This is a genomic window from Bradyrhizobium sp. 14AA, assembly GCF_054185205.1.
Window position 1 is genome coordinate 164,974 of the sequence record NZ_JAVAYM010000010.1, and the last position, 22,876, is coordinate 187,849.

Here is a 22,876-nt window from a genome sequence, read left to right on the forward strand (position 1 = left end):
TGGTGCCTCTCAATCAACGCGCGCATCCAGCCGGAACGCATTCTCGACAATCTTCAAGCCCACCTCGTTACTGAGCGACATCAGCGATTCCGGGTGGAACTGCACGCCGGCGACCGGCAGGGTCTTGTGCTCCAGCGCCATCGCGACGCCGTCCTCGGTGCTGGCGGTGACGGACAACACCTCCGGCATGCTGTCGCGCTCGACGAAGAGCGAATGATAGCGGCCGATGACGATCTCGTTCGGCAGATTGCGCATCAGCCGCCCGCCCCGCACCTGCACCCGCGAGGGGCGGCCGTGGGCGGGATGGGTGAGCTGGCCGAGCTCGCCGCCAAAGTATTCGCCGATCGCCTGCACGCCGAGGCAGACGCCGAACACCGGCAGCTTCTGCTCCAGCGCCGCGTCGATCGTCTTCTTGATCGCAAAGTCCTCGGGCCGGCCAGGGCCGGGCGACAGCACCAGCAAATCCCACCTCTTCCGCTTGAGCATGTTCAGCGCATGCACATAGCGGACCACGGTGACGTCGGCACCGACCTGGCGGAAATAGTCGGCCAGCATGTGCACGAAGCTGTCGTCGTGGTCGATCAGCAGCACCTGCTTGCCCGAGCCGGTGGCATCGGGCGCGAAGGTCGAGAGCGGCTTTGGCGGATCGCCGCGCAGTGCCTGGAACAATGCCGCTGCCTTGACCTGGCACTCGCGGTCTTCCGCGGCCGGATCGGAATCGAACAGGCAGGTGGCGCCGACGCGCACTTCGGCGAGGCCATCCTTCATGCGGATGGTGCGGATGGTGAGGCCGGTGTTGATGCTGCCGTCGAAATTCACCGCGCCGATCGCACCGGCATACCAGCGCCGCGGCGAGCGCTCGTGGTCCTCGACGAACTGCATCGCCCAGAGCTTTGGCGCACCTGTCACGGTGACGGCCCAGGCGTGGGTGAGGAAGGCATCGAGCGCATCGAAGCCGGGGCGCAGCATGCCTTCGACATGATCGACGGTGTGGAACAGCTTCGAGTAGGTCTCGATCTGACGCCGTGCCAGCACCTTGATCGTGCCGGGCACGCAGACGCGCGCCTTGTCGTTGCGATCGACGTCGGTGCACATGTTGAGCTCGAACTCGTCCTTCTCCGAGTTCAGGAGCTGACGGATCTGCTCGGCATCGCCGATCGCATCGGAGCCGCGCGCGATGGTGCCCGAGATCGGGCAGGTCTCGACGCGGCGCCCGTCGGAGCGCACGAACATTTCCGGCGAGGCCGAGACGAGAAACTCGCCCTCGCCGAGATTCATCAGCGCGCCGTAGGGCGACGGGTTGATGACGCAGAGGCGCTGGAACACTTCGGCGGGCGAACGATCGCAGGGTTCTGCGAAGAGCTGCCCCGGCACGGCTTCGAACAGATCGCCGCGGGCAAAGGCGGCGCGCGCGGTCTCGACGGTGGCCTGATACTCGCCGGGGGCGTGGTCGGCAAAGCCCTGGCGCGGCGTCTTCAGGTACGGGCTCTCGGCGGTCTCGCGCGGCAGGCCCTCGGTGGATTTGCCCTTCCAGGCGAAGTCGTAAGTGAGCACGACGCCGCGGCCGGTGGCGCGGTCATAGGCCAGCAGGCGATCGGGCACGTAGAGCACGATGTCGCGCTGGTCCTGCTCGCGTGCGCGCTTCTGCACGAGGTCCTCGATCTGGAACACGAGGTCGTAGGCGAAGGCACCGAACAGGCCGAGCAGCCCGTCGTCATTGGCGCTGAAGGCGGCGATGAGGTCGCGCACCAGCGACATCACGCTGGCACGCCGCGTGCGCTGGTCCTCCTCGATCGGGGCATCGCCGCGGATGATGTGGCCGGCAAGGCGCGTCGCGGTCGTCTCGGAGATCACCACGCAGGGCTCGCGCAGCACGTCGCCGAGGAAGGCGATCAGCACCTGCCCGCGTTCGTTGAGCGCTTCCAGCTTGAAATTGACGCCCGTGGTCTCGAGCTTGAGCGGGGGATCGGAGAAGCCGAGGTCAAAGCTCTCGTAGCGGCCGGGCACCGTCGTGCCCGAGGACAGCACCACACCGCGGCGGCGGTCGAGCAGGTTGATGAGATCGTCGAGCCTGTTGGCGCCGCCGGTAAACTGCTCCGCCACGCGCGTGATCGCGAGACCGCCGCGGGTCACGTAATCGCTTCTGGGAGGGAGGGCAAAAACTATCCTGTTCATGGGGTCCTCTTACGAAACTTGTCGAGGGAACGCCACACAGGACAAACGATCAGGCCGCCGCACTGTGCAGGCGACCTCAGACGATTTGGGAAAGGAAAATCGCACCGGCCACCTCTTTAGGAGGTGCGCCACCAAAGACGGGCTGGGCGGACGGCGGTGCTCATGGGGCGCTAGAGACCACGGCTGCGGGGTGGCGTCAAGATCGGCGTCTGTTGCCGTCGTCCCGGCGAAGGCCGGGACCCATACCGCGGAATCTATCGATCGCGGAGGTCGTGGTCCCTGACGAGCGGTCGCCAAACTGCTGCCTGTGGTTATGGGTCCCGGCCTTCGCCGGGACGACAGCGGTTATGCTGCGCTGTTACCGCCCAAATGATTGGCGAAAAACTTGATAGCCCTGCCCCAGGCGAGCTCGGCGGCCTCGCGGTCGTGCACGGCCTGGCGCTGCTCGTTGACGAAGGCGTGTTCGGCGTCATAGCGGAACAGCTCCAGCGACTTGCCGGCGGCCTTCATGGCCTTTTCGAAGCCATTGACCAGCTCCGGCGTGCACCAATCGTCCTTGTTGGCGAAATGCGCCTGGAGCGGGATCTTGACGTCGGCGGGCCTGGCCGCCTGCTCCGGCGGGATGCCGTAGAACACGACACCGGCGGCGAGTTCAGGCACGTGCACCGAGCCGATGATGGTGACGGCGCCACCGAGGCAGAAGCCTGTCAGCCCGACCTTGGCGCCGTTGCGCGACAGATATTGCGTGGCGCCGCGCACGGTCTGCGTGGTGGCGTCCATGAAGTCGAGCGAGTTCATCTCTTTGCCGGCCGCGTCCATATCGTGATACGGCACCACCTTGCCCTTGTAGAGATCGGGCGCCAGCGCGTCGAAGCCGGCCAGCGCGAAGCGGTCGCACAGGCCCTTGATCTGGTCCGACAGGCCCCACCATTCCTGGATCACGACCACGCCCGGCGCGTTGCCGCGCGCGGCGTTGGCGAGATAGCCCGAGGCGTCCTTGCCGTCCGGTCGCTTGAAGGTGATGACGGTTCCCATGATGTCCTCCGACGCGTTTCTGGGGAGCGGTTGGCGGTATTTTGGCCGCTGGGAGCGCGATAGGCAATCGCGCCAAACAACACACTCTCGTGCCCCGGATGAAATGCAGTACGCCGCCCCTTTGCGGCGTGGTGCGTTGCTGATCCGGGGCCCAGCTACGTGCATTCTGGGTCCCGGCTCGCGCTTCGCGCGTCCGGGACACGGACCCAACAAAAAAGCCCCCTTGCGGGGGCTTCTTCATTTCTCGTTTCGTCTCGCGCCGCTCAGTGCGAGTCGGCCCAGACCTTCTTCTTGGTGAAGTACATCAGGCCGGCGAAGATGATCAGGAACACGAACACCTGGAAGCCCAGGCGCTTGCGCGCTTCCATGTGCGGTTCGGCCGTCCACATCAGGAACGTGGTGACGTCCTTGGAGTACTGCGCAACCGTGGTCGGCGAGCCGTCGTCATAGGTCACCTGGCCGTCGCTGAGCGGCTTCGGCATCTTGATGGCGTGGCCCGGGAAGTACTTGTTGTAGTACGAGCCCTCGGGGATGGTCACGCCCTCGGGCACGTGATCGTCAAACCCCTGGAGCACCGCCGAGACGTAGTCCGGGCCCTGCTCCTGGTACTGGGTGAAGAAGTCGAAGATGAACCAGGGGAAGCCGCGGCCGTAGGAGCGGGCCTTGGTGATCAGCGACAGGTCGGGCGGCGCCGCGCCGCCGTTCGCCGCGCGGGCGGCCTGCTCGTTCGGGAACGGCGAGGGGAAGTAATCCGCCGGCCGGCCCGGGCGCTCGAACATGTCGCCGGCATCGTTCGGACCGTCCTTGACCTTGTACTCGGAGGCAAACGCCGCCGCCTGCGCCACCGAGTAGCCGGGGCCGCCAGCCTCCGCGAGGTTGCGGAAGGCGATATAGGACAGGCCGTGGCAGCTGGCACAGACCTCCTTGTAGACCTTCAGGCCGCGCTGGAGCGCGCCGCGGTCGAACTTGCCGAACGGACCTGAGAACGACCATTTGTTGCCCGGCGGCTTGTCGCTGCCTTCGGAGGCGCGCGCATCCTGCAGGCTGCCGAGGAACAGCGCGCCGGCGGCGACCAATGCGACCGCGACGGAGGCAACGGCCTTGCCGCTCTTGGCCAGGATCGCCTCCGAGATCGAGTTCGGCACCGGCCGCGGCGTCTCGATACGCGAGAGCAGCGGCAGCACGATCAGGAAGTAGGCGAAGTAACAGAACGTCAGGACCCGGCCGGCGATCACGTAGATGCCTTCCGGCGGCTGCGCGCCGAGATAGCCGAGCAGGATGCAGACCACGACGAAGATCCAGAAGAACTGCTTGGCCAGCGGGCGGTACTTCGACGACCTGGTCCTGGCGGCGTCGAGCCAGGGCAGGAAGCACAGGATGATGATCGCCGAGAACATGCCGATGACGCCCGCGAGCTTGTTCGGGATCGAGCGCAGGATCGCGTAGAACGGCAGGTAATACCATTCCGGCACGATGTGCGGCGGCGTCACGCCCGGGTTCGCCGGAATGTAGTTGTCGGCGTCGCCGAGATAGTTCGGCATGTAGAAGATGAACCAGGCATAGAGCAGCAGGAAGCAGGCGACGCCGAAACCGTCCTTGATGGTCGCATGCGGCGTGAACGGCACCGTGTCCTTTTCTGTCTTCGGCTCGACGCCGTCAGGGTTGTTCTGGCCGGCCACGTGCAGCGCCCAGACGTGCAGCACGACGACGCCCGCGATCAGGAACGGCAGCAGATAGTGCAGCGAGAAGAAGCGGTTCAGCGTCGGGTTGCCGACCGAATAGCCGCCCCACAGCAGCGTCACGATGCTCTCGCCGACATAGGGAATGGCGGAGAACAGATTGGTGATGACGGTGGCGCCCCAGAAGCTCATCTGGCCCCACGGCAGCACGTAGCCCATGAAGCCCGTCGCCATCATCAGCAGGTAGATGATGACGCCGAGGATCCACAGCACCTCGCGCGGCTCCTTGTAGGAGCCGTAATAGAGGCCGCGCAGCATGTGGACGTAGACCGCGAAGAAGAACATCGACGCGCCGCAGGCGTGCATGTTGCGCAGCAGCCAGCCATAGTTCACGTCACGGACGAGCAGCTCGACCGACTTGAAGGCGAGATCGGCATGCGGCGTGTAGTGCATCGCCAGGATCACGCCGGTCAGGATCTGCATCCCCAGCATGAAGGAGAGGATCGCGCCGAAGGTCCACCAATAGTTCAGGTTGCGCGGGGTGGGATAGACGACGAAGGAAGAGTGCATGAGGCCGAGGATCGGCAGGCGCCGCTCGATCCATTGTAGGGCCGGATTGCTCGGCTGGTAGTCGGATGGTCCGCTCATGATGCGATCCTGAGGAAATAAAACGACGAGACGGCGCGAGGCTTCGGACGCGGGTCCGAAGCTCAGCCGATCTGGATTTTGGTGTCGGAAACGAACTGGTACGGCGGCACCGGCAGGTTCGCGGGCGCGGGCCCCTGGCGGATGCGGCCGGACGAATCGTACTGCGAACCATGGCAGGGGCAGAAGAACCCGTCGTAATTGCCCTCATGAGCGATCGGGATGCAGCCGAGATGGGTGCAGATGCCGATCACGACCAGCCACTGCTCATGGCCGGACTTGACCCGGGCCTCGTCGGACTGCGGATCTGGCAGGCTCGCCACGTTGACGGCGCGCGCCTCGTCGATCTGCTTCTTGGTGCGGTGGCTGATGTAGATCGGCTTGCCGCGCCAGAACACCTTGATGTCCTGCCCCTCGGCGACCGGGCTGAGATCGACCTCGATCGGCGCACCAGCGGCGATGGTCGAAGCATCAGGATTCATTTGGGAGATGAAGGGCCAGAGCGCAGCCGCGCCCCCTACTGCTGCAGCTGCCCCCGTTGCAACGAATAAGAAATCACGGCGTGTCGGATGGTCCGCCGAAGACGCTGTCGTCACGATTCCAACCCTTTCTTCTTATGCGGCCGGTGGAACCGCTCCAGGAGCCCCCAAGGTCCCCAGAACAGTCTGCCGGCGCCCGCGGCCCCCCGCGGCGGCAGAACTTCGCTCGTTCACCTCTAAACGGGTGAAGCAGCAGTCCAGAATCGTTCTATTGGCACCCTTGCCGGGCGAGCGCAAGCCCGCTATCGGCGCGGGAGCGTGCAATGCACGAATTCCGCGGCCAGCGATGTTTTATTGAGACATTTCCGGCCCGCATCGACCCCGAGACAACCCATGCACACCCCATGCAGATAGCGCTTTTCCAACCCGACATCGCCCAGAACACCGGCACGATTCTCAGGCTTTGCGCTTGCCTGGGCATCGCCGCCCATATCATCGAACCCGCGGGCTTCCCCGTCTCCGACCGCCTGTTCCGCCGGGCGGGAATGGACTACCTCGACCATGTCAGCCTGACCCGCCACGACTCCTGGTCGAAATTCGAGGACTGGCGCGCGGCACATGGCTACCGCCTGCTGCTGTTCACCACGAAAGCCGCCACCGACTACCGCGATTTCCGTTACCAGACGTCGGACATCCTGCTATTCGGGCGCGAGAGCGCCGGCGTCACCGATGCGGTGGTCGAAGCCGCCGATGCGCGGCTCGTGATCCCGATCACGGCCGGGCTGCGGTCGCTCAATGTGGCCATGACCGCGGCGATGGCCGCCGGCGAGGCGCTGCGGCAGATCCGGAACCCGCAAGTTTGACAGGTTGAGGAGAGACCATTGAGTTACGCGGTCAAGGAAATCTTCCTGACCCTGCAAGGCGAAGGCGCCCATGCCGGGCGCGCGTCGGTGTTCTGCCGGTTCGCCGGCTGCAACCTCTGGAGCGGCCGCGAGGCCGACCGCGCAGGCGCGACCTGCAAATTCTGCGACACGGATTTCGTCGGCACCGACGGCACGCTCGGCGGCCGCTACGCCTCGGCCGCGGAACTCGCCGACACCGTCGCCGCGCAATGGACGGCAGCCGCCGACAACCGCTATGTGGTGCTGACCGGCGGCGAGCCGCTGCTGCAGGTCGACGCCGCGCTGGTCGAGGCGCTCCATGCGCGCGGCTTCGAGATCGGCGTCGAGACCAACGGCACGATCGCGGCCCCCGAGGGGCTCGACTGGATCTGCGTCAGCCCCAAGGGCGGCAGTGAACTGGTGCTGCGGCGCGGCCACGAGCTGAAGCTGGTTTATCCGCAGGCGCTCGCCGCACCCGAGACTTTCGAGGACCTCGCCTTCGAGCGCTTCTCGCTGCAGCCGATGGACGGACCCGAGGTCGCAGAAAACACCGCGCTTGCGATCGACTACTGCCTGCGCCATCCGCAATGGCGGCTGAGCGTGCAGACGCATAAATCGCTCGGCATCAGATAGGATTGGTTGACGGACAGATGTGGGAATTGACGAAATCGTTCCGCTTCGAGGCGGCGCATTCGCTGTCGGGAACGACCTTTGGCGCGGCCAGCGAAGAGATCCACGGCCACTCCTTCCGCGCCGAGGTGACGGTGCGCGGCACGCCCGACCCTGCGACCGGCATGGTCGTCGACCTCGGCCTGCTCCAGCGCGCCATCGAAGAGGTGCGCTTGATGCTGGATCACAAGTACCTCAACAAGATCGAGCCGCTGGGCACCCCGACGCTGGAAAACCTCTCCCGCTTCGTCTGGGAGCGGCTGGCGCATATCGGCAAGCTCACCCGCGTCAGCATCCACCGCGACAGTTGCAACGAGAGCTGCACCTATTACGGTCCGCAGGGATGAATTCGCAGCGTGGGCAAAGCGTAGCGTGCCCACCATTCAAGATGACGGTGAGAGATGGTGGGCACGGCGCAAGGGCGCCTTTGCCCACCCTACGGGACCGGGAATAGAATATGGACGCCTCAACGATTGACGATCGCAAGACCCGCGCCCGCGCCTGGTTCGAAACCTTGCGCGACGACATCTGCGCGAGCTTCGAGCGGCTGGAAGATGACGCACCGCAAGGCCTCTATCCGGGCGAGGCCGGCCGCTTCGCACGCACGCCCTGGCAGCGCACCGATCACACCGGCGCGGCGGGCGGCGGCGGCGTGATGTCGATGATGTCGGGCCGCCTGTTCGAGAAGGTCGGCGTGCATTGCTCGACCGTGCACGGCGAATTCGCCCCCGAGTTTCGCGCGCAGATTCCGGGCGCGGCGGAGGATCCAAAATTCTGGGCCTCCGGCATCTCGCTGATCGCGCACATGCGCAATCCGCACGTGCCGGCCGTGCACATGAACACCCGCTTCGTCGTCACCACAAAAGCCTGGTTCGGCGGCGGCGCCGACCTCACGCCGGTGCTCGACCGCCGGCGCACGCAGGATGATGCCGACAGCATCGCCTTCCACGCCGCGATGAAACAGGCCTGCGCGCAGCCGAACGGCGTTGCCGACTACGACAAGTACAAGAAATGGTGCGACGAGTATTTCTACCTGCCGCATCGGAAAGAAGCCCGCGGCATCGGCGGCATCTTCTACGACTGGCACGACAGCGGCGACTGGGACGCCGACCTCGCCTTCACCCGGGACGTCGGCCGCGCCTTCCTGACGATCTATCCTGAGATCGTGCGGCGCAATTTCGCCAGCACCTGGACGCCTGAAGACCGCGAGGAGCAACTGATCCGGCGCGGCCGCTATGTCGAGTTCAACCTGCTCTACGACCGCGGCACCATCTTTGGGCTGAAGACCGGCGGCAACGTGGATTCGATCCTGTCGTCGCTGCCGCCGGAGGTGAAATGGCCATGACTGCTTCGAGGCCCCTGCCCCGCGCGATGCTGATCGACATGGACGACACCATCCTGTCGGCCTATGGCCGGCCCGAGATCGCGTGGAACACGATCACGGCCGAGTTTGCCGACGAGCTCGCGCCGCTGCCGCCGCGAGAGGTCGCAACCGCGGTGCTGGCTTTCGCACGAAACTTCTGGGCCAACGCGGAGGCCGCGTGGCGGATGAAGCTCGCCGAGGCGCGGCATCTCACGGTCAAGGGAGGCTTCGCCGCGCTCGCCGCCGCCGGCCATCGCGCCCTGCCTGACGATCTCGCCATTCGCCTCGCCGACCGCTTCACCGCCTATCGCGAGGAAGAGATGTTCGTCTTCCCCGGCGCGCATGAGGCGATCGACAGATTGAAAGCGCTGGGCATCAAGCTCGCGCTGGTGACCAACGGCGCTGCCGACACCCAGCGCGCCAAGGTCGAGCGCTTCGAGCTCGCGCACCGCTTCCACCACATCCAGATCGAGGGCGAGCACGGTTTCGGCAAGCCCGAGGAGCGCGCGTATCTGCACGCGATGGACGCGCTCGGCGTCACGCCTGCGGACACCTGGATGATCGGCGACAATCTGGAATGGGAAGTCGTGACGCCGCAGCGCCTCGGCATCTATTCGATCTGGATCGACGTGCATGGCGAGGGCCTGCCCGAAGGCTCGCTCGTCAAGCCCGACCGCATCATCCGCTCGCTGACCGAACTGGTGCCGGACCGGCCCTGACCAGGGCACGAAAACAAAAACTGCGAAAACAACCCCATGCACAGTAGGGCGCTGCTGCAAAATCAACGGCTTACGGATTTTACGAAATTCGTTTGACGCGTCGGGCAAAACAGGGGCATAATGGCATCGTCGGCGATTGCGATGAATGCCCTTGCGCAAGCGATCTTGCGGCCCTCAAACTCTCGGCCTGTCGCGCCTCCACCGCTCCAGCCCGCCCGTTTTCCTGATGTCATGACCGCCTGCTAGCCTCGTGTCCGGGTCGATCAAACTCGAAAGGACAATCCATGGAATTGAAAGCCGGCGATGTCGTGATGCTGAAATCCGGCGGCCAGCCGCTGACGGTTGCGGAGATCAAGGAGGAGGACGTGCTCTGCCTCTGGATGGGCATGGAAGGCGACCTGTTCCGCGAGACGCTGCCGCTCGCCACGCTCGCGCGCGTCGAAGAGGAAGACGACGAGGATGAAGACAAAGAAGAGGACGAAGACGAGGAGTAGGCACGCCTGAGGCCGCATCCTGCTTCAATCGGAGCGCCCCGCTCCAGCGCCTGATGTCCGCTTCTCTGCCAGCAACGGCGCAATAGCGGACATCAGTGAATGTCTCGACGAAGGTCTGCCTGTGGCCCTCAGCCGAACTATGTCGATCCAAATGCGATGTCGGCTACCGGCAGTAGACCGGATGGCCGGCGATGCCTGCCTCAATCACCGCTTTTGACCCTTTTCGGAAGTCATCTGGTCGATGCGCGCGCAACTCCCATCACTTTTCTGGCGCAAAATTCTGGTTGGTCAGTGGAGACGCGATTGGACGCTGAATGCGTATAAACGGCTTGCTGGCTCCCGCGTGGCAGCTATTGCAGCCGCTGGTAAGCTCGTCGAAGGCGGCCGTAAATTTGGTGCTGCTCTTTGCTTTAACCGCCTTTTCAAGTTGCTCTATCCGTGGATCGATGATGGTCTTGATCATCTCAGCGACAGGGATGCCGTCAGATGTTGGAAAAAGCCTCGCGGCGTCCTCTAGGCCTTCCTTGATCTCGTCGATCTCATAAGCAGCGAGGTCCCAGTTATTTTGTTTGCCAGCAAACCATAGCTTGGCGTGGCGAAGCTGCGTCGCTGTCATGAATTCGCCAAGGCCCGGTTGGTAGGGCTCTTTTGCTGGCTGCGCGGCTGCGAACATTACCGAAGCAGCAAGCGCAATGGTGGCAGTGACTATCCACTTCATTCGTGGTCTCCCGAGAGATGGCAATTGGCCAATTTCCCAGGCATAGCTCAGGCTATCCAAATCGGGAAGAAAGCACATACATCCTTGGCCAACTGACGCTGCGAGCCCTCACTTTGATTGATGTGCGATGATGACCGCTTCTGGCCCTTAGCCGAACCACGCTGATCCCGCTGTGATGTCGGTTATCGTCGGTAGAGCGGACACGGGGCCGGGGTCGCTTCGACGACCGCTATGACCCGAAGCGGTCATAGGTCGCACGAAATCCTGCAACGCAGCGGCTCCCTAATCGGCGCAACGTGCTAAGGTCCCGTCGGAATTGATCCTGCCCGAACTGCAAGCTTCTACAACGTGATGGGGCGACAGTGATGAGCACGACGTTCGGGGCTGGCTTCCATGCCGCACCGGGTAAGGCGGTCGATGCTTCGGCATACGATCGGTGGACCGGCCGCTGGTCGAGGCTCTTCATTCCGGCGGTGCTTGCTGCCGCCGCTGTGGGACCCAAATCCCGCGTCCTCGATATCTCCACTGGAACAGGCGAGGCCGCGCGGATGGCGCTTCCCCTTGTCGGCAGCGAGGGCGTCGTGGTTGGCGCCGACATCTCGCCTGAGATGCTTATGAGCGCGCGCGCAGGGTTGTATGGGTCGCCGTTTCTACCGGTCGCGGCGGATGGCCAAGCGTTACCGTTCCGCGATGCCAGCTTCGATGCCGTCGTTTGCCAGTTAGGCCTGCAGTTCTTTCCGGACCCGGCGCGGGGCGTCGAGGAATTCCGGCGCGTTCTGCGCGAAGGCGGGAGAGTGGCGATATGCGTCATCTCCACCCCGGACCGTGCACCGATGTGGGGTAATCTTGCCGACGTTCTCTGCCGCTTCCTGCCGGAATTACGCAACGTTTTGTTTCTCTCGTTTGCCCTGCACGACCCGAACCGGCTGGAAACTATGCTCGTCGGCGCGGGCTTCCGCGACGTCCGCGTGGAGCACATGACGCGCGGTGACAGTTTCGAGAGTTTCGCAGATTATTGGCAGCCGATAGAAGCCGGAGTCGGTTCTATCCCGCAAGCCTACTTACGGCTTGCCGCCATGGATCGGCGCGCCGTGCGCGAGGAAGTGCGTTCGCGTCTGTTACGGTTCGAGTCAAATGGCAAGCTACGCATGAGCGTTGAGATGCTGATCGGCAGCGGGCGTGTGTAGGAACTGGTGCGGAATGTCGGCTTGTGGCCCTTAGCCGAACCACGCTGATCCCGCTGTGATGTCGGTTATCGTCGGTAGAGCGGACGCGGCGCCGGGGTCGCTTCGGCGACCGCTAGTGACCCTGAGCCGACATTGGTCGGCGAGATGGAGAGTAACGCAGTGCAATCCATCGAAATTGAAAAAAGGCCGCCGCCACATGTCCGGCGGCCTTCGCGCTTATCGTGGTTCGCGGGGCGGCGCGCCCCGACTAGAGATCGATGCTAACAGCGATGTTACGGCCCTGTAGTTCAGCAATCTTCAATCCGTCGGCCATCAACTGCGCGAACTCCGGGTCCTTTGCCACAGCCTCCTGCACTTTGCCGTAAACTTCCCAACTGGAGTAGCGCGTCGTCACCAGCAACTCTCCTGCCCAATGGCCAGTGTGGAAACGGGACAGCCGAAGAAATTCGGCGCCGTGTTTTTCGAAGATTGTCTTCGCCCGCTTAGCAATCTGGGCCATTTCGTCGGGCTTGTCGGTTTTGAAGCGAGTAAATTGCACGATCGGCATGGGCTACCTCCATAGTAATGTAGAATGTCCAAGAGGCATGTATCGAGCGACGTTTGGGGGAGCGAACCCCAATGCGGACTTCGATGAAGGTTTGTCTTCATCGATTGATTTTGGTTCAGGGTTCGCAAGCGACAGCAACGCTGCCCGTTTTCGGCGGATGGGCTCGCGCTAAGAATGGTTACAGCTTCTTGCTGTGAAGGAGGCATCCAATGTTCGCGACAATCAAACGGAACTCACGATATACCACTCGCGAATGAGATGATGACGGCTGGAGCGCAGCCCGATTCCGGGACTTTCAAAGTCCGTCTGCTGAACCTTTGTTGGCCGGGCCAGAGTCCCGATGAGGTACCATCCGCGCCGCTCGGTGACCGGCGTTGTGGCTTCTTTGGGTGTGAATGGGTTCACAACGGCGTCGCCAGGCGAATGCTATGCTTCCGGCCATTCAACTGCTGACTGATTGTTTTGAAGAGGGTCTCTATTCCGAACAGCCTCTAGGAGAGGGTCATGTTCAAACAATTCCTTTTGGTAGCGGCAATTGCCTCCCTCACGTTAGCGATATCCTCGAGAGCCCATTGCGAATATGCTTCGGAGCGCAGCGCGTCCACCGTCTCCCGTTCGGCTTCATTGCATTCTGATGGAACTCAACCTACGGAGGACTTATTGGATGACATTGTGGCTTGGGTCTCATCAAATTTTGACCTGCCTGCCATCAAAGAACGTCCCGCCATTGAATCGCGACGAGGATGGAGCTTGCGAGGCTGCGTGCAAGGGACCTTGCTTCTTCGCAAGGCTTCATAGGAAGCGATAGGCAACTAGCTCAGCGCGAGGTTGTTGCACTCTACGACAACAATACGAGGACTATCCTGCTTCCTGACGATTGGAGTGGGACTTCGCCGGCAGACCAATCGGTCCTGGTACACGAAATGGTCCATCACCTTCAGAATCTCGGAAGGCTCAAATTTGATTGTCTACAGGCGCGAGAGAAGACGGCCTACCTGGCTCAGGCTAAATGGCTAGAGCGGTTCGGACTGAGCTTGGAGAAAGAGTTCGACGTCGACATGTTTACGGTGCTGATTTCTTCAGCATGCATGTATTGATTGTGCCGGTCGATTTTGGTCGCTGTTGGACGATTGCCGTTCCGAAGGAGAGCAAAGCCAAGATCTCGTATGTAGGAACAAGATTTCTGCGGATTTGACTGATGGCCAAACTGTTGGTGGTCCTTGCAATTGCATTGGCGATCTTGGCGATGCCTCGGGGGCAGCAGAATCGGTTTGTACCGCTGCCAACAGGACCACTGCCAGCCGCGCTTATTCCCTGAGCCCTCGGAGGGTGACGTGTTCACCCAACTGGGCGGTGGTGCACAGGTCCGCTCTTGGCCCTCAGCCGAACTATGTCGATCCAAATGCGATGTCGGCTACCGGCAGTAGACCGGATGGCCGGCGATGCCTGCCTCAATCACCGCTTTTGGGCCAGGAAGAGACATGGCTCTGGCACATTGGCGCGGCCAGATCACGGGCAACGTCCGGGACATTCGTTTCAACTCAGATGGCAGCTCCGGCCAGCAAGAAAGCGCCGCCAAGCGCGACCATCACAAGTCCAGGCCAGTTCGATTTGATGCCGAAGCCGCCCCCCGGCCTTTCAGGCTCCAGCGTGTCACGCCCGGCGCGAAGCCGCCTTCCACCGCTCAATCGGCCTCGCCAGATGGGCTGAAACGCCATTTGGAGTACGCCGCCGAAAACAAGGAGCACACCAAGCCATATGAGGGTCATGCTCACCTCCTCTACCCGCGAACGCCGATAGGTTGCCGCGCCGAGAACTGCGGTCCATTCAGCGTCTGCCCGCCGTACCCGGAATCAGACCGACCTTGAAAGCCGCCGGACGCGCCAGCGCGCCGCACGCAGGCTGGGGATCGCGCTCACCGAAAGCTCGGGCTACGTCCGAGCATCCTGCCTAATCTTCGTCCGGCTCGCGCACGACCGGCGGTTCGTCGGCTCGGTTCTCTTCATCGTCTTGCTCTTCGTCTTCGTCCTCGTCCTCTTCGTCGTCATCAGGATCTCGAGGCGGCATCGTGTTGCTCATGATCGCGAAGACATGCCGGTCGATCCTGGCGGGAACCAGCTCGGGGAATGGGGTCATGTTGTTGCTCCTCGGATGTGACCCTGGGGCACTTTACCCCTTTTCGGCCCGGCGGACACGGAATTGGCGGCCAGCGCTGACGGTTGCGGACGTGAAGGAAAAGGACGTGCCTTGCCTCTGGATGGGCAGGAAGGCGACCTGGTCGCCGAGCTTGATCCAGCGCAAGATTCTGAATCGCTTTCAGCGATAGCTTTGATCATTCAATGGTTCGTTGGAGGTCACAATGATCATTGAGCGTCTATCCCAGGAACACCGCAATATCGAGACGCTGCTCGCCGTGCTTGAGCACGAGCTTGAGATTTTCGATCGCGGGGACCACCCCGATTATGAGGTCATTCGCGCCATCATCAGCTACTTCGAGCTCTATCCCGAGATATACCATCATCCCCTGGAGGAGTTGGTCTTTGCCAAACTGGAGCTTCGGGATCCGGCTGCGGCGGCAAGCGTCGGTGACCTGAGACGTGAGCACCAAAAAGGGACCGATCGTTTGCGCCGCGTTGCCCAAGCGATCGACAGCGTTCTGTCGGATCGGGAAATGCTTCGGCAAAACGTCGACAATATCGTTCGCGATTTCATAGAGAGCGAGCGGCGTCACATCATGATCGAGGACCGCGATTTCTTTCCTGCCGCTCTCAAGGCTCTGAAGCCTGCAGATTGGAGCGAGATCGCTTCGACCTCGACCGATCACGAGGATCCGCTGTTCAGCGAGGCCGCCGAAGAGACCTTCGGCGCGCTCCGAGAGCGCATCTTGCAGATGGAGCACGAGTCTGAAGTCGGACGACGCTAGAAGCGGAATTCCCAATTTTCATGCTGCCGAACAGGAGTTCGGCGTTAACCATCGCTGACGGTTCCCGTCTGGGCGGCATCGCTTCGAAGTTTCTTAAATTTTGCTCGGTACCTCTCTTGGGCATGGTGACCTGGGGGCAAGGTATGGGTAAGCGGGCCAAACGTGGAAAGGCGCAGACGCTCGCAATACCTGTGGTCGCGAGAGTTGCAATTGGTGCCGTGGCTGTCGCCGCATTGGGGTACGGTTTGCTGTCTGGCCCGGCGAGCGTGCAACCGATCCGGAAGCCGTCCGCACCCCAGGCCCAGGCATCGTCATCGCCGGTTTACGTGGCGACTCCGGTTCATGCATCAGCGCCGGCTCCGGCTCCGATTCTGGCCCCAATTCCGGCCCCCGCGCCTCTGGTCGAACCACCAAAAGCCGCTGACGGTCCCGGCGCACTTGTCCGGCAGGTGGTTGACTACGCCAGCCGCCAGACGCCGGGCACCGTGATCATCGATACCGGAAACACGTTCCTTTATTTCGTCCTGAACGACAGGCAAGCGATGCGCTACGGCATCGGTGTCGGCCGCGAAGGTTTCACATGGTCCGGCGAGCAGACTGTGGCCCGCAAAGCGGAATGGCCGGATTGGCATCCGCCTGTGGAGATGGTCTCGCGTCAGCCTTACCTGCCGCGGTTCATGGCAGGTGGCCCCGGCAACCCGCTCGGCGCCCGGGCGATGTATCTGGGCGAGACCGAATATCGAATTCACGGCACCAACAACCCCGATACGATCGGGAAGCGGGTGTCGTCCGGCTGTATCCGGCTGACCAATGACGACGTCACGGACCTCTATGAGCGGGTGAAAGTCGGAGCGAAAGTGATCGTGCTTCCGGCAACCGCTGCCCGCCGGCCATCCCAGGGAGCGCCGCCCGACGCCGCTTTCCGGTTGCCGGACCCGGCATCGCCGTCGAAGCGGCCCTTGGCGGCCAACGCGCAGATGCCGTCATCTGGACCGAGGATCGCCGAGGCCCGGTAACTCAGTCCCGGAAAGTTGCCATTCCTACGAGAACTCGCGTATGCACTATTTGCAGGATCATAGCGCGAGACATTCAAATGGCGATGGAGCTGAGGGGCGCGACAGGCGAGGGATTTGCGACGATTGCCGCTGATGGTCGCGTGCTGGATTCCTGGTTTCTTCGGCTGCGCTTGGTTGTGGAGGCCGGCAAGTCGGCAACGGTCCGGCTGGCGGGCGACGAGATCAATGGAACGTTGGGTGAGTCGGCCGACGGATATGCGCGACACGACGACATCCGCAATGTCGACATCGTTCCCATTCGTACGGAAATCGACTCCCTTGCCTCTGCGCCGACTGATGTGCACGACGCATATCTTCGACTCCATCTGCTGAGCCACCGGCTCGTCCAGCCCAATTGCCTGAACCTCGAGGGAATTTTCGGTCTGTTACCTAACGTTGCCTGGACGACGTTCGGTCCTTGTGAGTGCTCTCGTGTACCGGAAGCGCAAATACTAGCGCGAAAGCGTGGCCTCGCGTTCGAGGTGACAGGCGTGGATAAGTTTCCGCGCATGACTGATTATGTGACGCTGGCGGATGTGAGAATTGCAGATGCGGATCGCGTCAGGCTCGGAGCCTATTTGGCGCCGGGCACGACCGTCATGCATGAGGGCTTTTGCAATTTTAATGCGGGCACGCTCGGTCCCTGCATGGTCGAAGGCCGGATAAGCGCCGGTGTGGTCGTGGGAAGCGGCAGCGACGTTGGTGGCGGAGCGTCGATCATGGGCACGCTGTCCGGAGGAGGGAAAGAGAGGATTACAGTCGGTGAGCGCTGCCTGATCGGAGCCAACGCCGGTATCGGCATTTCGTTGGGTGACGATTGTGTCGTCGAAGCGGGCTGTTACGTCACGGCGGGTGCGCGCATCCTTCTGGAAGATGGCCGAGTCCTGAAAGCCAAGGAGCTCTCGGGGCAGAAGGGCCTTCTTTTTCGTCGTAATTCCCAGAGCGGCGCTCTCGAGGCAACCAGACGCACGGCAAATTGGGACGGCCTCAACTCGCAGCTTCACGGCTAGGACATCGCTCCTCTTACGCTGCGCCCCCGTGCTGACTCCGTCTCCCCATAGTGTTAGCATGCCGCTCGTCACCGGCCTGCGAGGTTGTCTTCGTCAACGCACACGCAAGAACGTGTGAGGAGGCAAGTCCAATGAGTTGGGGAGCGCTCTGCAAGCCGCGCGGTTGGCGCGGGCTTGTCTTGCCTGCCATTCTCGTCTCCGCGCTCTGGGCGCCCTTGGCATGCGCACAGGACGTCCGAAGCTCTCCCGGCGCACGAGACGGAAGCGAGGCCGGACCGGTCTTTTCGGAGAGCGGCCCCGATGCCGAGCTCTACGGCGCGGCTTCCGGCTATCCGGTCGGCACGCGGGCGACCACCACCCAGCTTGACAAGCTCGTCGGCGTCTACAGCCATTTCGGCGAGATCTACCCCTCGCGCCGGATCAGCCGCGCGACGGCGCCCTGGCAATTCAAGCGCGCGCCGGAGCCGTCGATCGCCTACAGCTTTGGCACGGAACGGCTGAGCATCGCGGACTACCTCAAGCGCAACCCGGTGACAGGACTCCTGATCGCCAGGGACGACACCATCCTGTACGAGCACTATCAATATTCGCGGACCGACCACGACCGCTTTCTTTCGCAGTCCATGGCCAAGACGCTGGTGGCCATGCTGGTCGGGATCGCGGTCTCGGAGGGACGGATCAAGTCGATCGACGACCTCGTCTCGACCTACGTCCCCGGCCTTGCTGGAACGGAATATGGAAACACCTCCATCCGGGCCTTGCTGAACATGTCTTCGGGCGTCGAATTTTCGGAGGTGTATGACGGGAACGATGACATCGCCAAGCTTGGGCGAGCCCTGTTCGTCGGAGAGACAAAAGATCCCGCCGCCGTCATCGCGCAGTTCAATACGCGAACCGCACCGCCGGGGACCAAATGGCACTATGCAAGCGTGGAAACCGAGATACTCGGCCTGGTGCTGCGCTCCGCCACCGCCACGCCGGTTGCCGACTATCTCCACGACCGGATCTGGGATGCCATCGGCACCGAAGCGGATGCCTCGTGGGCGATAGACGGTAGCGGGCAGGAGATCGCGTTTTGCTGCTTCAACGCGACCTTGCGCGACTATGCGCGCCTGGCCCGGTTGCTCGCGCACGACGGCGCCTGGGAAGGTCGTCAGTTGATCCCGCGGCAGTGGCTGCTGGACGCCACGACCGTCAGACCAAGCGATGGTCATCTGGCCCCGCGCGTGGCCACACCCTATTTCGGCTACGGCTACCAGGTGTGGCTCCTGCCTGGCGAGCAGCGCAGATTTGCCCTGCTCGGCATACGCGGTCAGGTCATCCTGGTCGATCCAGCCTCGAAGCTCGTCATGGTGCACACCGCCGTTCGCCAGAAGCCATCCGAGCCGGGGGCCCTCAGAGAGCCGCTGGCGCTGTGGTCCGCCGTGCTTCAACAGCTCGGGCAATGATGATTTGGCAGCGCTTCGAGCCTCATGACGGCGCGCTGGCCCGAAAACGCTCTAGGCGATCAGCTGCCTCGCAGCCGCCGAGATCATCACCAGCCCGCCGGTGATGACGGCGACATCAAGGATCGCGGTGTGGATGTGCACCGGCATCCGTTCGACGAAGGCCTTCGCCAGGAACGCGCCGGGGATTGCGATGCCGCCGATCAGCAGTGCGAAGGCGAGCACCTGCGCGGTGACGGCGCCGGCGAGGCCGAACACGGAGATCTTGATGAGGCCGGTGCCGAGCGAGATCATCGCGTCGGTGGCGATCACGGCGGCGCCTTCGAGGCCCGCGGCCATCAGCAGCGACAGCAGGATCACGCCGGAGCCGGAGGTGCCGCCGACCAGCACGCCGTAGCCGACCGAGCCTGCCGCAAGGCCGGTGTTGCCTATCTTCACCTGGCGGCGGCGAAGTACGCGGCGCAGCGGCACGCTCAGGATCAGCATGGTGCCGATCACCAGTGCCGCGCCGGCATTGGTGAGACGCGTATAGCCGTAGGCACCGAGCGCCGTCGTCAGCGCTGCGCAGGCGAGCACGATCAGCGCGCGGCGGCGGTCGGCATAGCGGAGATAGGCAACAGCGCGGCTCGCATTGGTCAGCATCGCGGAGATCGCGATGATCGGCACCACCGGCTCGGCGCCGACCAGCGGCACCAGCACCAGCGGCATCAGGGCGCCGGTGCCGTAGCCGGCGAGACCACCGATGATCGAAGCAAACAACGCCATCAACGCGACCAGCAGAAGCTGAAAGATCGAGATGTCGGCGAAGCCCGAGACGATGGTCACGTTCTCTCATCGCGGCTGACGCGTGCCGCAGCTTGATCGGCGATGGAAGCGAGTGCGGCTTCATCCAAGGGAAAATCCGCCGCAAGCCAGGCATCCTCGGCGAGCGTCAACACATGTCCGAGCGCGGGCCCCTCCGCCATACCGCGCGCGATGAAGTCGGCGGCGCGAAGCGGAAATTTCGGCGCGGTCCAGCGCTGCGGCAGTTCGGCGAGCGCGCGCCAGCGCGACGAACCGGCGTCGTCGCCGGCCCGCGCCCAGGCCAGCAACACACGATCGTGATAGCGCTCCGCACCCAATCGATACAGCAGCCGCCGCGCATGGGCTTCGTCCTTGGTGGCGAAACGCCACCAGCGGTGCCCCATCGAATCCAGTGCCTTGGTTTCGGCATTGGAGAGTCTCAAGCGCACCGCGACGCGTTTGGCGTCCTCCGTCACGGCCACCGTCAGCGCGGCGAGGCGCCGCGTCGTGCTCGCAGGCACGCCGAGCTCGCGCTCGATCGCGATCATCACCGTGAGCGGCCCGGTATAGGCGACGCCGCCGATCAGCGCCTGCAGCAATCCGCCCTCGGCCATGGCGAGCGCAGCCGCGGACGCACCGCCGGCCACCAGCAGCTTCAGCATCTCCATGCGCAGCCGCTCGGCCGAGAGGCTGGCCAGGCCCGCGCGTCCACGAATGCAGGCGAGATAGCCCTCGCGATCGGGATCGCCGGCCCCGAAGGCGGCGTGGATGCGGAAGAAGCGCAGGATGCGAAGATAGTCCTCGGCGATGCGCTGGTCGGGATCGCCGATGAAGCGCACGCGGCGCGCGGCGGCGTCCGCGATGCCGCCGACATGGTCGTAGACGACACCTTCGGCGTCGGCCGACAGGCCGTTCATGGTGAAGTCGCGCCGCTCGGCGTCCTTGACCCAGTCGCGGCCGAACGCGACCTTGGCCTTGCGGCCGAAGGTTTCGGTGTCCTCGCGCAGCGTCGTGACTTCGTAAGGAATCCCGTCGATGACCAGCGTGACGGTGCCGTGGTCGATGCCGGTCGGCACGCTCTTGATGCCGGCAGCTTTGGCGCGCCGTATCACCTCGTCGGGCAAGGCGGTGGTCGCGATGTCGATATCACCGGGGACGAGACCGAGCAGCGCATTGCGGACGGCGCCGCCGACCACGCGCGCCTCCTCGCCACCGACGTTGAGCAATTGCAGGACGCGCGCGGTCCCGCCGGAGATCAGCCAGGGCGCATCGGCGAGTAACGGCTCCGCGCTCATCGGTCGGCCCCTATCTTTCCACGCCCGGCACGAGCTTGCCGTTCTCGATATGGGCCGGAATGTAGGTCGAATCCGGTGCGGCCCCGGAGAAATGCGCGAAGCCGATCAGCCCCGCGATCACCAGCACGAGCGCGGCCAGCGCGAGGCGCGCGACGACGGTCACCGGCCAGGACGATCGCGCGAACAGGCCCGAGCGCGTGGCGGCCAGGAACAGCGCATAGACGGCAAAGGGGATGAGGAAAATTCCGATCTCGGTCAGAACCGGCCGGATCATGACGAATAGATCCGCTCATAAAGCACACGCAGCATTCCGGCCGTCGCACCCCAGATGTAGCGTTCCGCGAACGGCATCGCGTAGTAGAAGCGCTCCATGCCGCGGAATTCCTTGCTGTGCATCTGGTGGTTCGCCGGATTCATCAGGAAGGATAGCGGCACTTCGAACGCATCATCAACCTCGGAATGATTGATGGTGAGTTCGAAGCCTGGCCGGACCCTCGCGACCGTCGGCAGGATGCGGAAGCCGAAGGCGGTGCCGTAGAGGTCGAGATAGCCGATCGGCTCGACGAAGTCTCTGGACAGCCCGACCTCCTCCTCGGCCTCGCGCAGCGCCGCATCGAGCGGCGAGGAATCGGTCGCGTCGATCTTGCCGCCGGGAAAGGCGATCTGGCCGGCATGGTCGTTGAGATGCGCCGAGCGCTGCGTCAGCAGGATGGTCGGCTCGGGACGGTCGACCACCGCGATCAGGACCGCCGCCGGCCGCACCGGCTGCTCGCGCGCGACGATCTCGAGCATCTTGTCGGTGCCGGGATCGCCGGAGGCGGGAATGATGTTGGGATCGTAGAGGCCGAGCGGAACGTCGAAGCCGAGCTTCGCCCTGGAACGGGCGAAGAAATCCGCCGCGCCGACGGCGACAGGATCGCTCTTCAGAATAGGCTTGTTCACAGCGCGGCCCTCACCTGCTCCGCGTCGGCCATGGCGAAGAATTCGCCTGATGATTCGACGCCGAACATCGACTGGCCATCGACCATCCGCTCCTCGCCCATGTCAACCAGATCGTAATAGATCGCGCGGGTCACCTTGGCCCAGAGATCGGCGCGCACGTGCAGATAGGGCGTCAGCCCGCCGTCCTTCGCCTGCTCGAAACGCAGCCGGTGCGCGGCATCGCAGGTGACCCAATCGTCGACATTGGTGCGGAAGCTCAGCACGCGATGGTTGCCCTCGCCGTCCTTCTGCATCTCGACCGCCATGAACGGCGCGTCATCGACACGGATGCCGACCTTCTCCACCGGCGTGACCAGGAAATGCTTGTCGCCCTCGCGCTTCAGGATGGTCGAGAACAGGCGGACCAGCGCGTGACGCCCGATTGGCGTGCCCAAGTAGAACCAAGTACCATCGGAGGCGATTCGGATGTCGAGATCGCCGCAAAACGGCGGATTCCACAGATGCACCGGAGGCAGGCCCTTTTTGGCGCCTTCGGTACTGGCAGCACTTTTGGCCGCGGCAGTCAGCCCCTCGAGACCGCGATCGGCGCTCTGCCCTTGGTTCGCCATGGTTTGCCCTGACTTTGTCCTTTGGCACGATTGGTGCAGGTCTACGTGTACGCGGGTGCACGGTTCCACTCCGGATTAGTCCGGTGTGCAAGGTCGCCACTTCGTGATGCCGTACATAACCCGAAGCCGATAAGGTGGGGATAGGTTAATTCAACGAATACATGGCCTTCCTGCAAGTCTAGCATAGGCCCATGATCTGGCGTGATGCGGTCATGTGACGACGC

At 63.4% G+C, this 22,876-nt stretch carries 26 protein-coding genes; 13 read left to right on the forward strand and 13 right to left on the reverse strand.

Going from position 1 to position 22,876, the window contains the following annotated elements; genetic code table 11:
- Window positions 1–9: 9 nt before the first annotated feature.
- The 4 genes from RAD15_RS19885 to petA form a co-directional block, all read right to left on the reverse strand.
- Window positions 10–2,175, reverse strand: coding sequence for an anthranilate synthase component I (locus tag RAD15_RS19885; RefSeq protein ID WP_458179827.1), 2,166 nt, complete (start codon window positions 2,173–2,175; stop codon window positions 10–12).
- Between the two features lie 345 nt (window positions 2,176–2,520).
- Window positions 2,521–3,210, reverse strand: coding sequence for a dienelactone hydrolase family protein (locus RAD15_RS19890; protein ID WP_458179828.1), 690 nt, complete (start codon window positions 3,208–3,210; stop codon window positions 2,521–2,523).
- Window positions 3,211–3,473: 263 nt separating this feature from the next.
- Window positions 3,474–5,537 carry a cytochrome b/c1 gene (gene fbcH, locus RAD15_RS19895; protein WP_458179829.1) on the reverse strand — a complete coding sequence of 688 codons (2,064 nt, stop codon included), beginning with the start codon at window positions 5,535–5,537 and terminating at the stop codon, window positions 3,474–3,476.
- 62 nt (window positions 5,538–5,599) lie between these two features.
- Window positions 5,600–6,130 carry a ubiquinol-cytochrome c reductase iron-sulfur subunit gene (gene petA, locus RAD15_RS19900; RefSeq protein ID WP_026232845.1) on the reverse strand — a complete coding sequence of 177 codons (531 nt, stop codon included), beginning with the start codon at window positions 6,128–6,130 and terminating at the stop codon, window positions 5,600–5,602.
- A gap of 287 nt (window positions 6,131–6,417) precedes the next feature.
- Here petA and RAD15_RS19905 point away from each other — a divergent pair, with 287 nt between their 5' ends.
- The 6 genes from RAD15_RS19905 to RAD15_RS19930 all read left to right on the forward strand — a co-directional run bounded on the left by RAD15_RS19905 (window position 6,418) and on the right by RAD15_RS19930 (window position 10,139).
- Entirely contained in the window at window positions 6,418–6,876 is a 459-nt protein-coding gene (locus RAD15_RS19905; RefSeq protein ID WP_458179935.1) for a tRNA (cytidine(34)-2'-O)-methyltransferase, read from the forward strand.
- Between the two features lie 18 nt (window positions 6,877–6,894).
- Complete coding sequence (gene queE, locus RAD15_RS19910) at window positions 6,895–7,527, forward strand: 7-carboxy-7-deazaguanine synthase (protein WP_458179830.1); 633 nt, start codon at window positions 6,895–6,897, stop codon at window positions 7,525–7,527.
- 17 nt (window positions 7,528–7,544) lie between these two features.
- Window positions 7,545–7,910 (forward strand): 6-pyruvoyl trahydropterin synthase family protein, encoded by a 366-nt coding sequence (locus RAD15_RS19915; RefSeq protein ID WP_458179832.1) that lies wholly within the window; start codon window positions 7,545–7,547, stop codon window positions 7,908–7,910.
- Between the two features lie 110 nt (window positions 7,911–8,020).
- Window positions 8,021–8,908, forward strand: a complete 888-nt coding sequence (gene hemF / locus RAD15_RS19920; protein ID WP_458179834.1) for an oxygen-dependent coproporphyrinogen oxidase — start codon at window positions 8,021–8,023, stop codon at window positions 8,906–8,908.
- A complete protein-coding gene (locus tag RAD15_RS19925) occupies window positions 8,899–9,645 on the forward strand; it encodes an HAD family hydrolase (protein ID WP_458179835.1) in 747 nt (248 codons plus the stop codon). Before hemF ends, RAD15_RS19925 begins: the two co-directional genes overlap by 10 nt.
- A 284-nt stretch (window positions 9,646–9,929) precedes the next feature.
- Window positions 9,930–10,139, forward strand: a complete 210-nt coding sequence (locus tag RAD15_RS19930; RefSeq protein WP_458179836.1) for a YodC family protein — start codon at window positions 9,930–9,932, stop codon at window positions 10,137–10,139.
- Between the two features lie 259 nt (window positions 10,140–10,398).
- Here the strand turns inward: RAD15_RS19930 and RAD15_RS19935 are convergent, their stop codons facing one another.
- Window positions 10,399–10,857, reverse strand: a complete 459-nt coding sequence (locus RAD15_RS19935) for a hypothetical protein (protein ID WP_458179837.1) — start codon at window positions 10,855–10,857, stop codon at window positions 10,399–10,401.
- Window positions 10,858–11,222: 365 nt separating this feature from the next.
- Here RAD15_RS19935 and RAD15_RS19940 point away from each other — a divergent pair, with 365 nt between their 5' ends.
- Window positions 11,223–12,044, forward strand: coding sequence for a methyltransferase domain-containing protein (locus RAD15_RS19940; protein ID WP_458179838.1), 822 nt, complete (start codon window positions 11,223–11,225; stop codon window positions 12,042–12,044).
- A 247-nt stretch (window positions 12,045–12,291) separates the two neighbouring features.
- On the opposite strand, the gene RAD15_RS19945 is transcribed toward RAD15_RS19940, so the two are convergent.
- Window positions 12,292–12,591: a hypothetical protein gene (locus RAD15_RS19945; RefSeq protein ID WP_458179839.1), complete on the reverse strand. Its 300-nt coding sequence runs from the start codon at window positions 12,589–12,591 to the stop codon at window positions 12,292–12,294.
- Between the two features lie 504 nt (window positions 12,592–13,095).
- Between RAD15_RS19945 and RAD15_RS19950 the strand changes: the two genes are divergently transcribed.
- Together RAD15_RS19950 and RAD15_RS19955 are read left to right on the forward strand one after the other, a co-directional pair.
- A complete protein-coding gene (locus RAD15_RS19950) occupies window positions 13,096–13,389 on the forward strand; it encodes a hypothetical protein (protein WP_458179941.1) in 294 nt (97 codons plus the stop codon).
- Window positions 13,335–13,688: a DUF6647 family protein gene (locus RAD15_RS19955; protein ID WP_458179840.1), complete on the forward strand. Its 354-nt coding sequence runs from the start codon at window positions 13,335–13,337 to the stop codon at window positions 13,686–13,688. The genes RAD15_RS19950 and RAD15_RS19955 overlap by 55 nt, the downstream gene beginning before the upstream one ends.
- A 444-nt stretch (window positions 13,689–14,132) precedes the next feature.
- Here RAD15_RS19955 and RAD15_RS19960 read toward each other — a convergent pair whose 3' ends face one another.
- A complete protein-coding gene (locus RAD15_RS19960; protein WP_458179841.1) occupies window positions 14,133–14,360 on the reverse strand; it encodes a hypothetical protein in 228 nt (75 codons plus the stop codon).
- A 181-nt stretch (window positions 14,361–14,541) separates the two neighbouring features.
- Entirely contained in the window at window positions 14,542–14,727 is a 186-nt protein-coding gene (locus RAD15_RS19965) for a hypothetical protein (protein WP_458179942.1), read from the reverse strand.
- Between the two features lie 223 nt (window positions 14,728–14,950).
- On the opposite strand from RAD15_RS19965, the gene RAD15_RS19970 reads away from it, so the two are divergent.
- The 4 genes from RAD15_RS19970 (at window position 14,951) to RAD15_RS19985 (ending at window position 19,027) form a co-directional block, all read left to right on the forward strand.
- Window positions 14,951–15,514: a hemerythrin domain-containing protein gene (locus RAD15_RS19970; RefSeq protein ID WP_458179842.1), complete on the forward strand. Its 564-nt coding sequence runs from the start codon at window positions 14,951–14,953 to the stop codon at window positions 15,512–15,514.
- Between the two features lie 143 nt (window positions 15,515–15,657).
- A complete protein-coding gene (locus RAD15_RS19975; protein WP_458179936.1) occupies window positions 15,658–16,530 on the forward strand; it encodes a L,D-transpeptidase in 873 nt (290 codons plus the stop codon).
- Between the two features lie 77 nt (window positions 16,531–16,607).
- On the forward strand, window positions 16,608–17,579 hold the full coding sequence (dapD, locus tag RAD15_RS19980; RefSeq protein ID WP_458179843.1) for a 2,3,4,5-tetrahydropyridine-2,6-dicarboxylate N-succinyltransferase: 972 nt from the start codon (window positions 16,608–16,610) through the stop codon (window positions 17,577–17,579).
- A gap of 131 nt (window positions 17,580–17,710) precedes the next feature.
- The gene (locus tag RAD15_RS19985) at window positions 17,711–19,027 is read left to right on the forward strand and encodes a serine hydrolase domain-containing protein (RefSeq protein WP_458179844.1); all 1,317 of its coding nucleotides are present in this window, start codon (window positions 17,711–17,713) and stop codon (window positions 19,025–19,027) included.
- A 51-nt stretch (window positions 19,028–19,078) separates the two neighbouring features.
- Here the strand turns inward: RAD15_RS19985 and RAD15_RS19990 are convergent, their stop codons facing one another.
- The 5 genes from RAD15_RS19990 to RAD15_RS20010 are packed head-to-tail and all read right to left on the reverse strand — an operon-like array spanning window position 19,079 to window position 22,652.
- Window positions 19,079–19,849 (reverse strand): sulfite exporter TauE/SafE family protein, encoded by a 771-nt coding sequence (locus RAD15_RS19990; protein WP_458179845.1) that lies wholly within the window; start codon window positions 19,847–19,849, stop codon window positions 19,079–19,081.
- Window positions 19,846–21,102 (reverse strand): CCA tRNA nucleotidyltransferase, encoded by a 1,257-nt coding sequence (locus tag RAD15_RS19995; RefSeq protein ID WP_458179846.1) that lies wholly within the window; start codon window positions 21,100–21,102, stop codon window positions 19,846–19,848. Before RAD15_RS19995 ends, RAD15_RS19990 begins: the two co-directional genes overlap by 4 nt.
- A gap of 10 nt (window positions 21,103–21,112) precedes the next feature.
- Window positions 21,113–21,376 carry a DUF6111 family protein gene (locus tag RAD15_RS20000; RefSeq protein WP_458179847.1) on the reverse strand — a complete coding sequence of 88 codons (264 nt, stop codon included), beginning with the start codon at window positions 21,374–21,376 and terminating at the stop codon, window positions 21,113–21,115.
- Window positions 21,373–22,044, reverse strand: a complete 672-nt coding sequence (locus RAD15_RS20005; protein ID WP_458179848.1) for a CoA pyrophosphatase — start codon at window positions 22,042–22,044, stop codon at window positions 21,373–21,375. Before RAD15_RS20005 ends, RAD15_RS20000 begins: the two co-directional genes overlap by 4 nt.
- Complete coding sequence (locus RAD15_RS20010) at window positions 22,041–22,652, reverse strand: DUF1285 domain-containing protein (protein WP_458179849.1); 612 nt, start codon at window positions 22,650–22,652, stop codon at window positions 22,041–22,043. The genes RAD15_RS20005 and RAD15_RS20010 overlap by 4 nt, the downstream gene beginning before the upstream one ends.
- Between the last annotated feature and the right edge of the window lie 224 nt (window positions 22,653–22,876).

Excerpts from the sequence above, each read along its gene's own strand:
- fbcH (WP_458179829.1), bottom strand. The coding sequence starts at position 5,537 with ATGAGCGGACCATCCGACTACCAGCCGAGCAATCCGGCCCTACAATGG.
- RAD15_RS19955 (WP_458179840.1), top strand. The coding sequence starts at position 13,335 with ATGGAGCTTGCGAGGCTGCGTGCAAGGGACCTTGCTTCTTCGCAAGGC.
- RAD15_RS19890 (WP_458179828.1), bottom strand. The coding sequence starts at position 3,210 with ATGGGAACCGTCATCACCTTCAAGCGACCGGACGGCAAGGACGCCTCG.
- RAD15_RS19935 (WP_458179837.1), bottom strand. The coding sequence starts at position 10,857 with ATGAAGTGGATAGTCACTGCCACCATTGCGCTTGCTGCTTCGGTAATG.
- RAD15_RS19940 (WP_458179838.1), top strand. The coding sequence starts at position 11,223 with ATGAGCACGACGTTCGGGGCTGGCTTCCATGCCGCACCGGGTAAGGCG.
- hemF (WP_458179834.1), top strand. The coding sequence starts at position 8,021 with ATGGACGCCTCAACGATTGACGATCGCAAGACCCGCGCCCGCGCCTGG.
- RAD15_RS19885 (WP_458179827.1), bottom strand. The coding sequence starts at position 2,175 with ATGAACAGGATAGTTTTTGCCCTCCCTCCCAGAAGCGATTACGTGACC.
- RAD15_RS19960 (WP_458179841.1), bottom strand. The coding sequence starts at position 14,360 with ATGACCCTCATATGGCTTGGTGTGCTCCTTGTTTTCGGCGGCGTACTC.
- dapD (WP_458179843.1), top strand. The coding sequence starts at position 16,608 with ATGGCGATGGAGCTGAGGGGCGCGACAGGCGAGGGATTTGCGACGATT.
- RAD15_RS19995 (WP_458179846.1), bottom strand. The coding sequence starts at position 21,102 with ATGAGCGCGGAGCCGTTACTCGCCGATGCGCCCTGGCTGATCTCCGGC.
- RAD15_RS19915 (WP_458179832.1), top strand. The coding sequence starts at position 7,545 with ATGTGGGAATTGACGAAATCGTTCCGCTTCGAGGCGGCGCATTCGCTG.
- RAD15_RS19970 (WP_458179842.1), top strand. The coding sequence starts at position 14,951 with ATGATCATTGAGCGTCTATCCCAGGAACACCGCAATATCGAGACGCTG.
- RAD15_RS19930 (WP_458179836.1), top strand. The coding sequence starts at position 9,930 with ATGGAATTGAAAGCCGGCGATGTCGTGATGCTGAAATCCGGCGGCCAG.
- RAD15_RS19965 (WP_458179942.1), bottom strand. The coding sequence starts at position 14,727 with ATGACCCCATTCCCCGAGCTGGTTCCCGCCAGGATCGACCGGCATGTC.
- RAD15_RS19925 (WP_458179835.1), top strand. The coding sequence starts at position 8,899 with ATGGCCATGACTGCTTCGAGGCCCCTGCCCCGCGCGATGCTGATCGAC.
- RAD15_RS19945 (WP_458179839.1), bottom strand. The coding sequence starts at position 12,591 with ATGCCGATCGTGCAATTTACTCGCTTCAAAACCGACAAGCCCGACGAA.
- RAD15_RS19985 (WP_458179844.1), top strand. The coding sequence starts at position 17,711 with ATGAGTTGGGGAGCGCTCTGCAAGCCGCGCGGTTGGCGCGGGCTTGTC.
- RAD15_RS19975 (WP_458179936.1), top strand. The coding sequence starts at position 15,658 with ATGGGTAAGCGGGCCAAACGTGGAAAGGCGCAGACGCTCGCAATACCT.
- RAD15_RS19905 (WP_458179935.1), top strand. The coding sequence starts at position 6,418 with ATGCAGATAGCGCTTTTCCAACCCGACATCGCCCAGAACACCGGCACG.
- RAD15_RS20010 (WP_458179849.1), bottom strand. The coding sequence starts at position 22,652 with ATGGCGAACCAAGGGCAGAGCGCCGATCGCGGTCTCGAGGGGCTGACT.
- RAD15_RS19950 (WP_458179941.1), top strand. The coding sequence starts at position 13,096 with ATGTTCAAACAATTCCTTTTGGTAGCGGCAATTGCCTCCCTCACGTTA.
- RAD15_RS20000 (WP_458179847.1), bottom strand. The coding sequence starts at position 21,376 with ATGATCCGGCCGGTTCTGACCGAGATCGGAATTTTCCTCATCCCCTTT.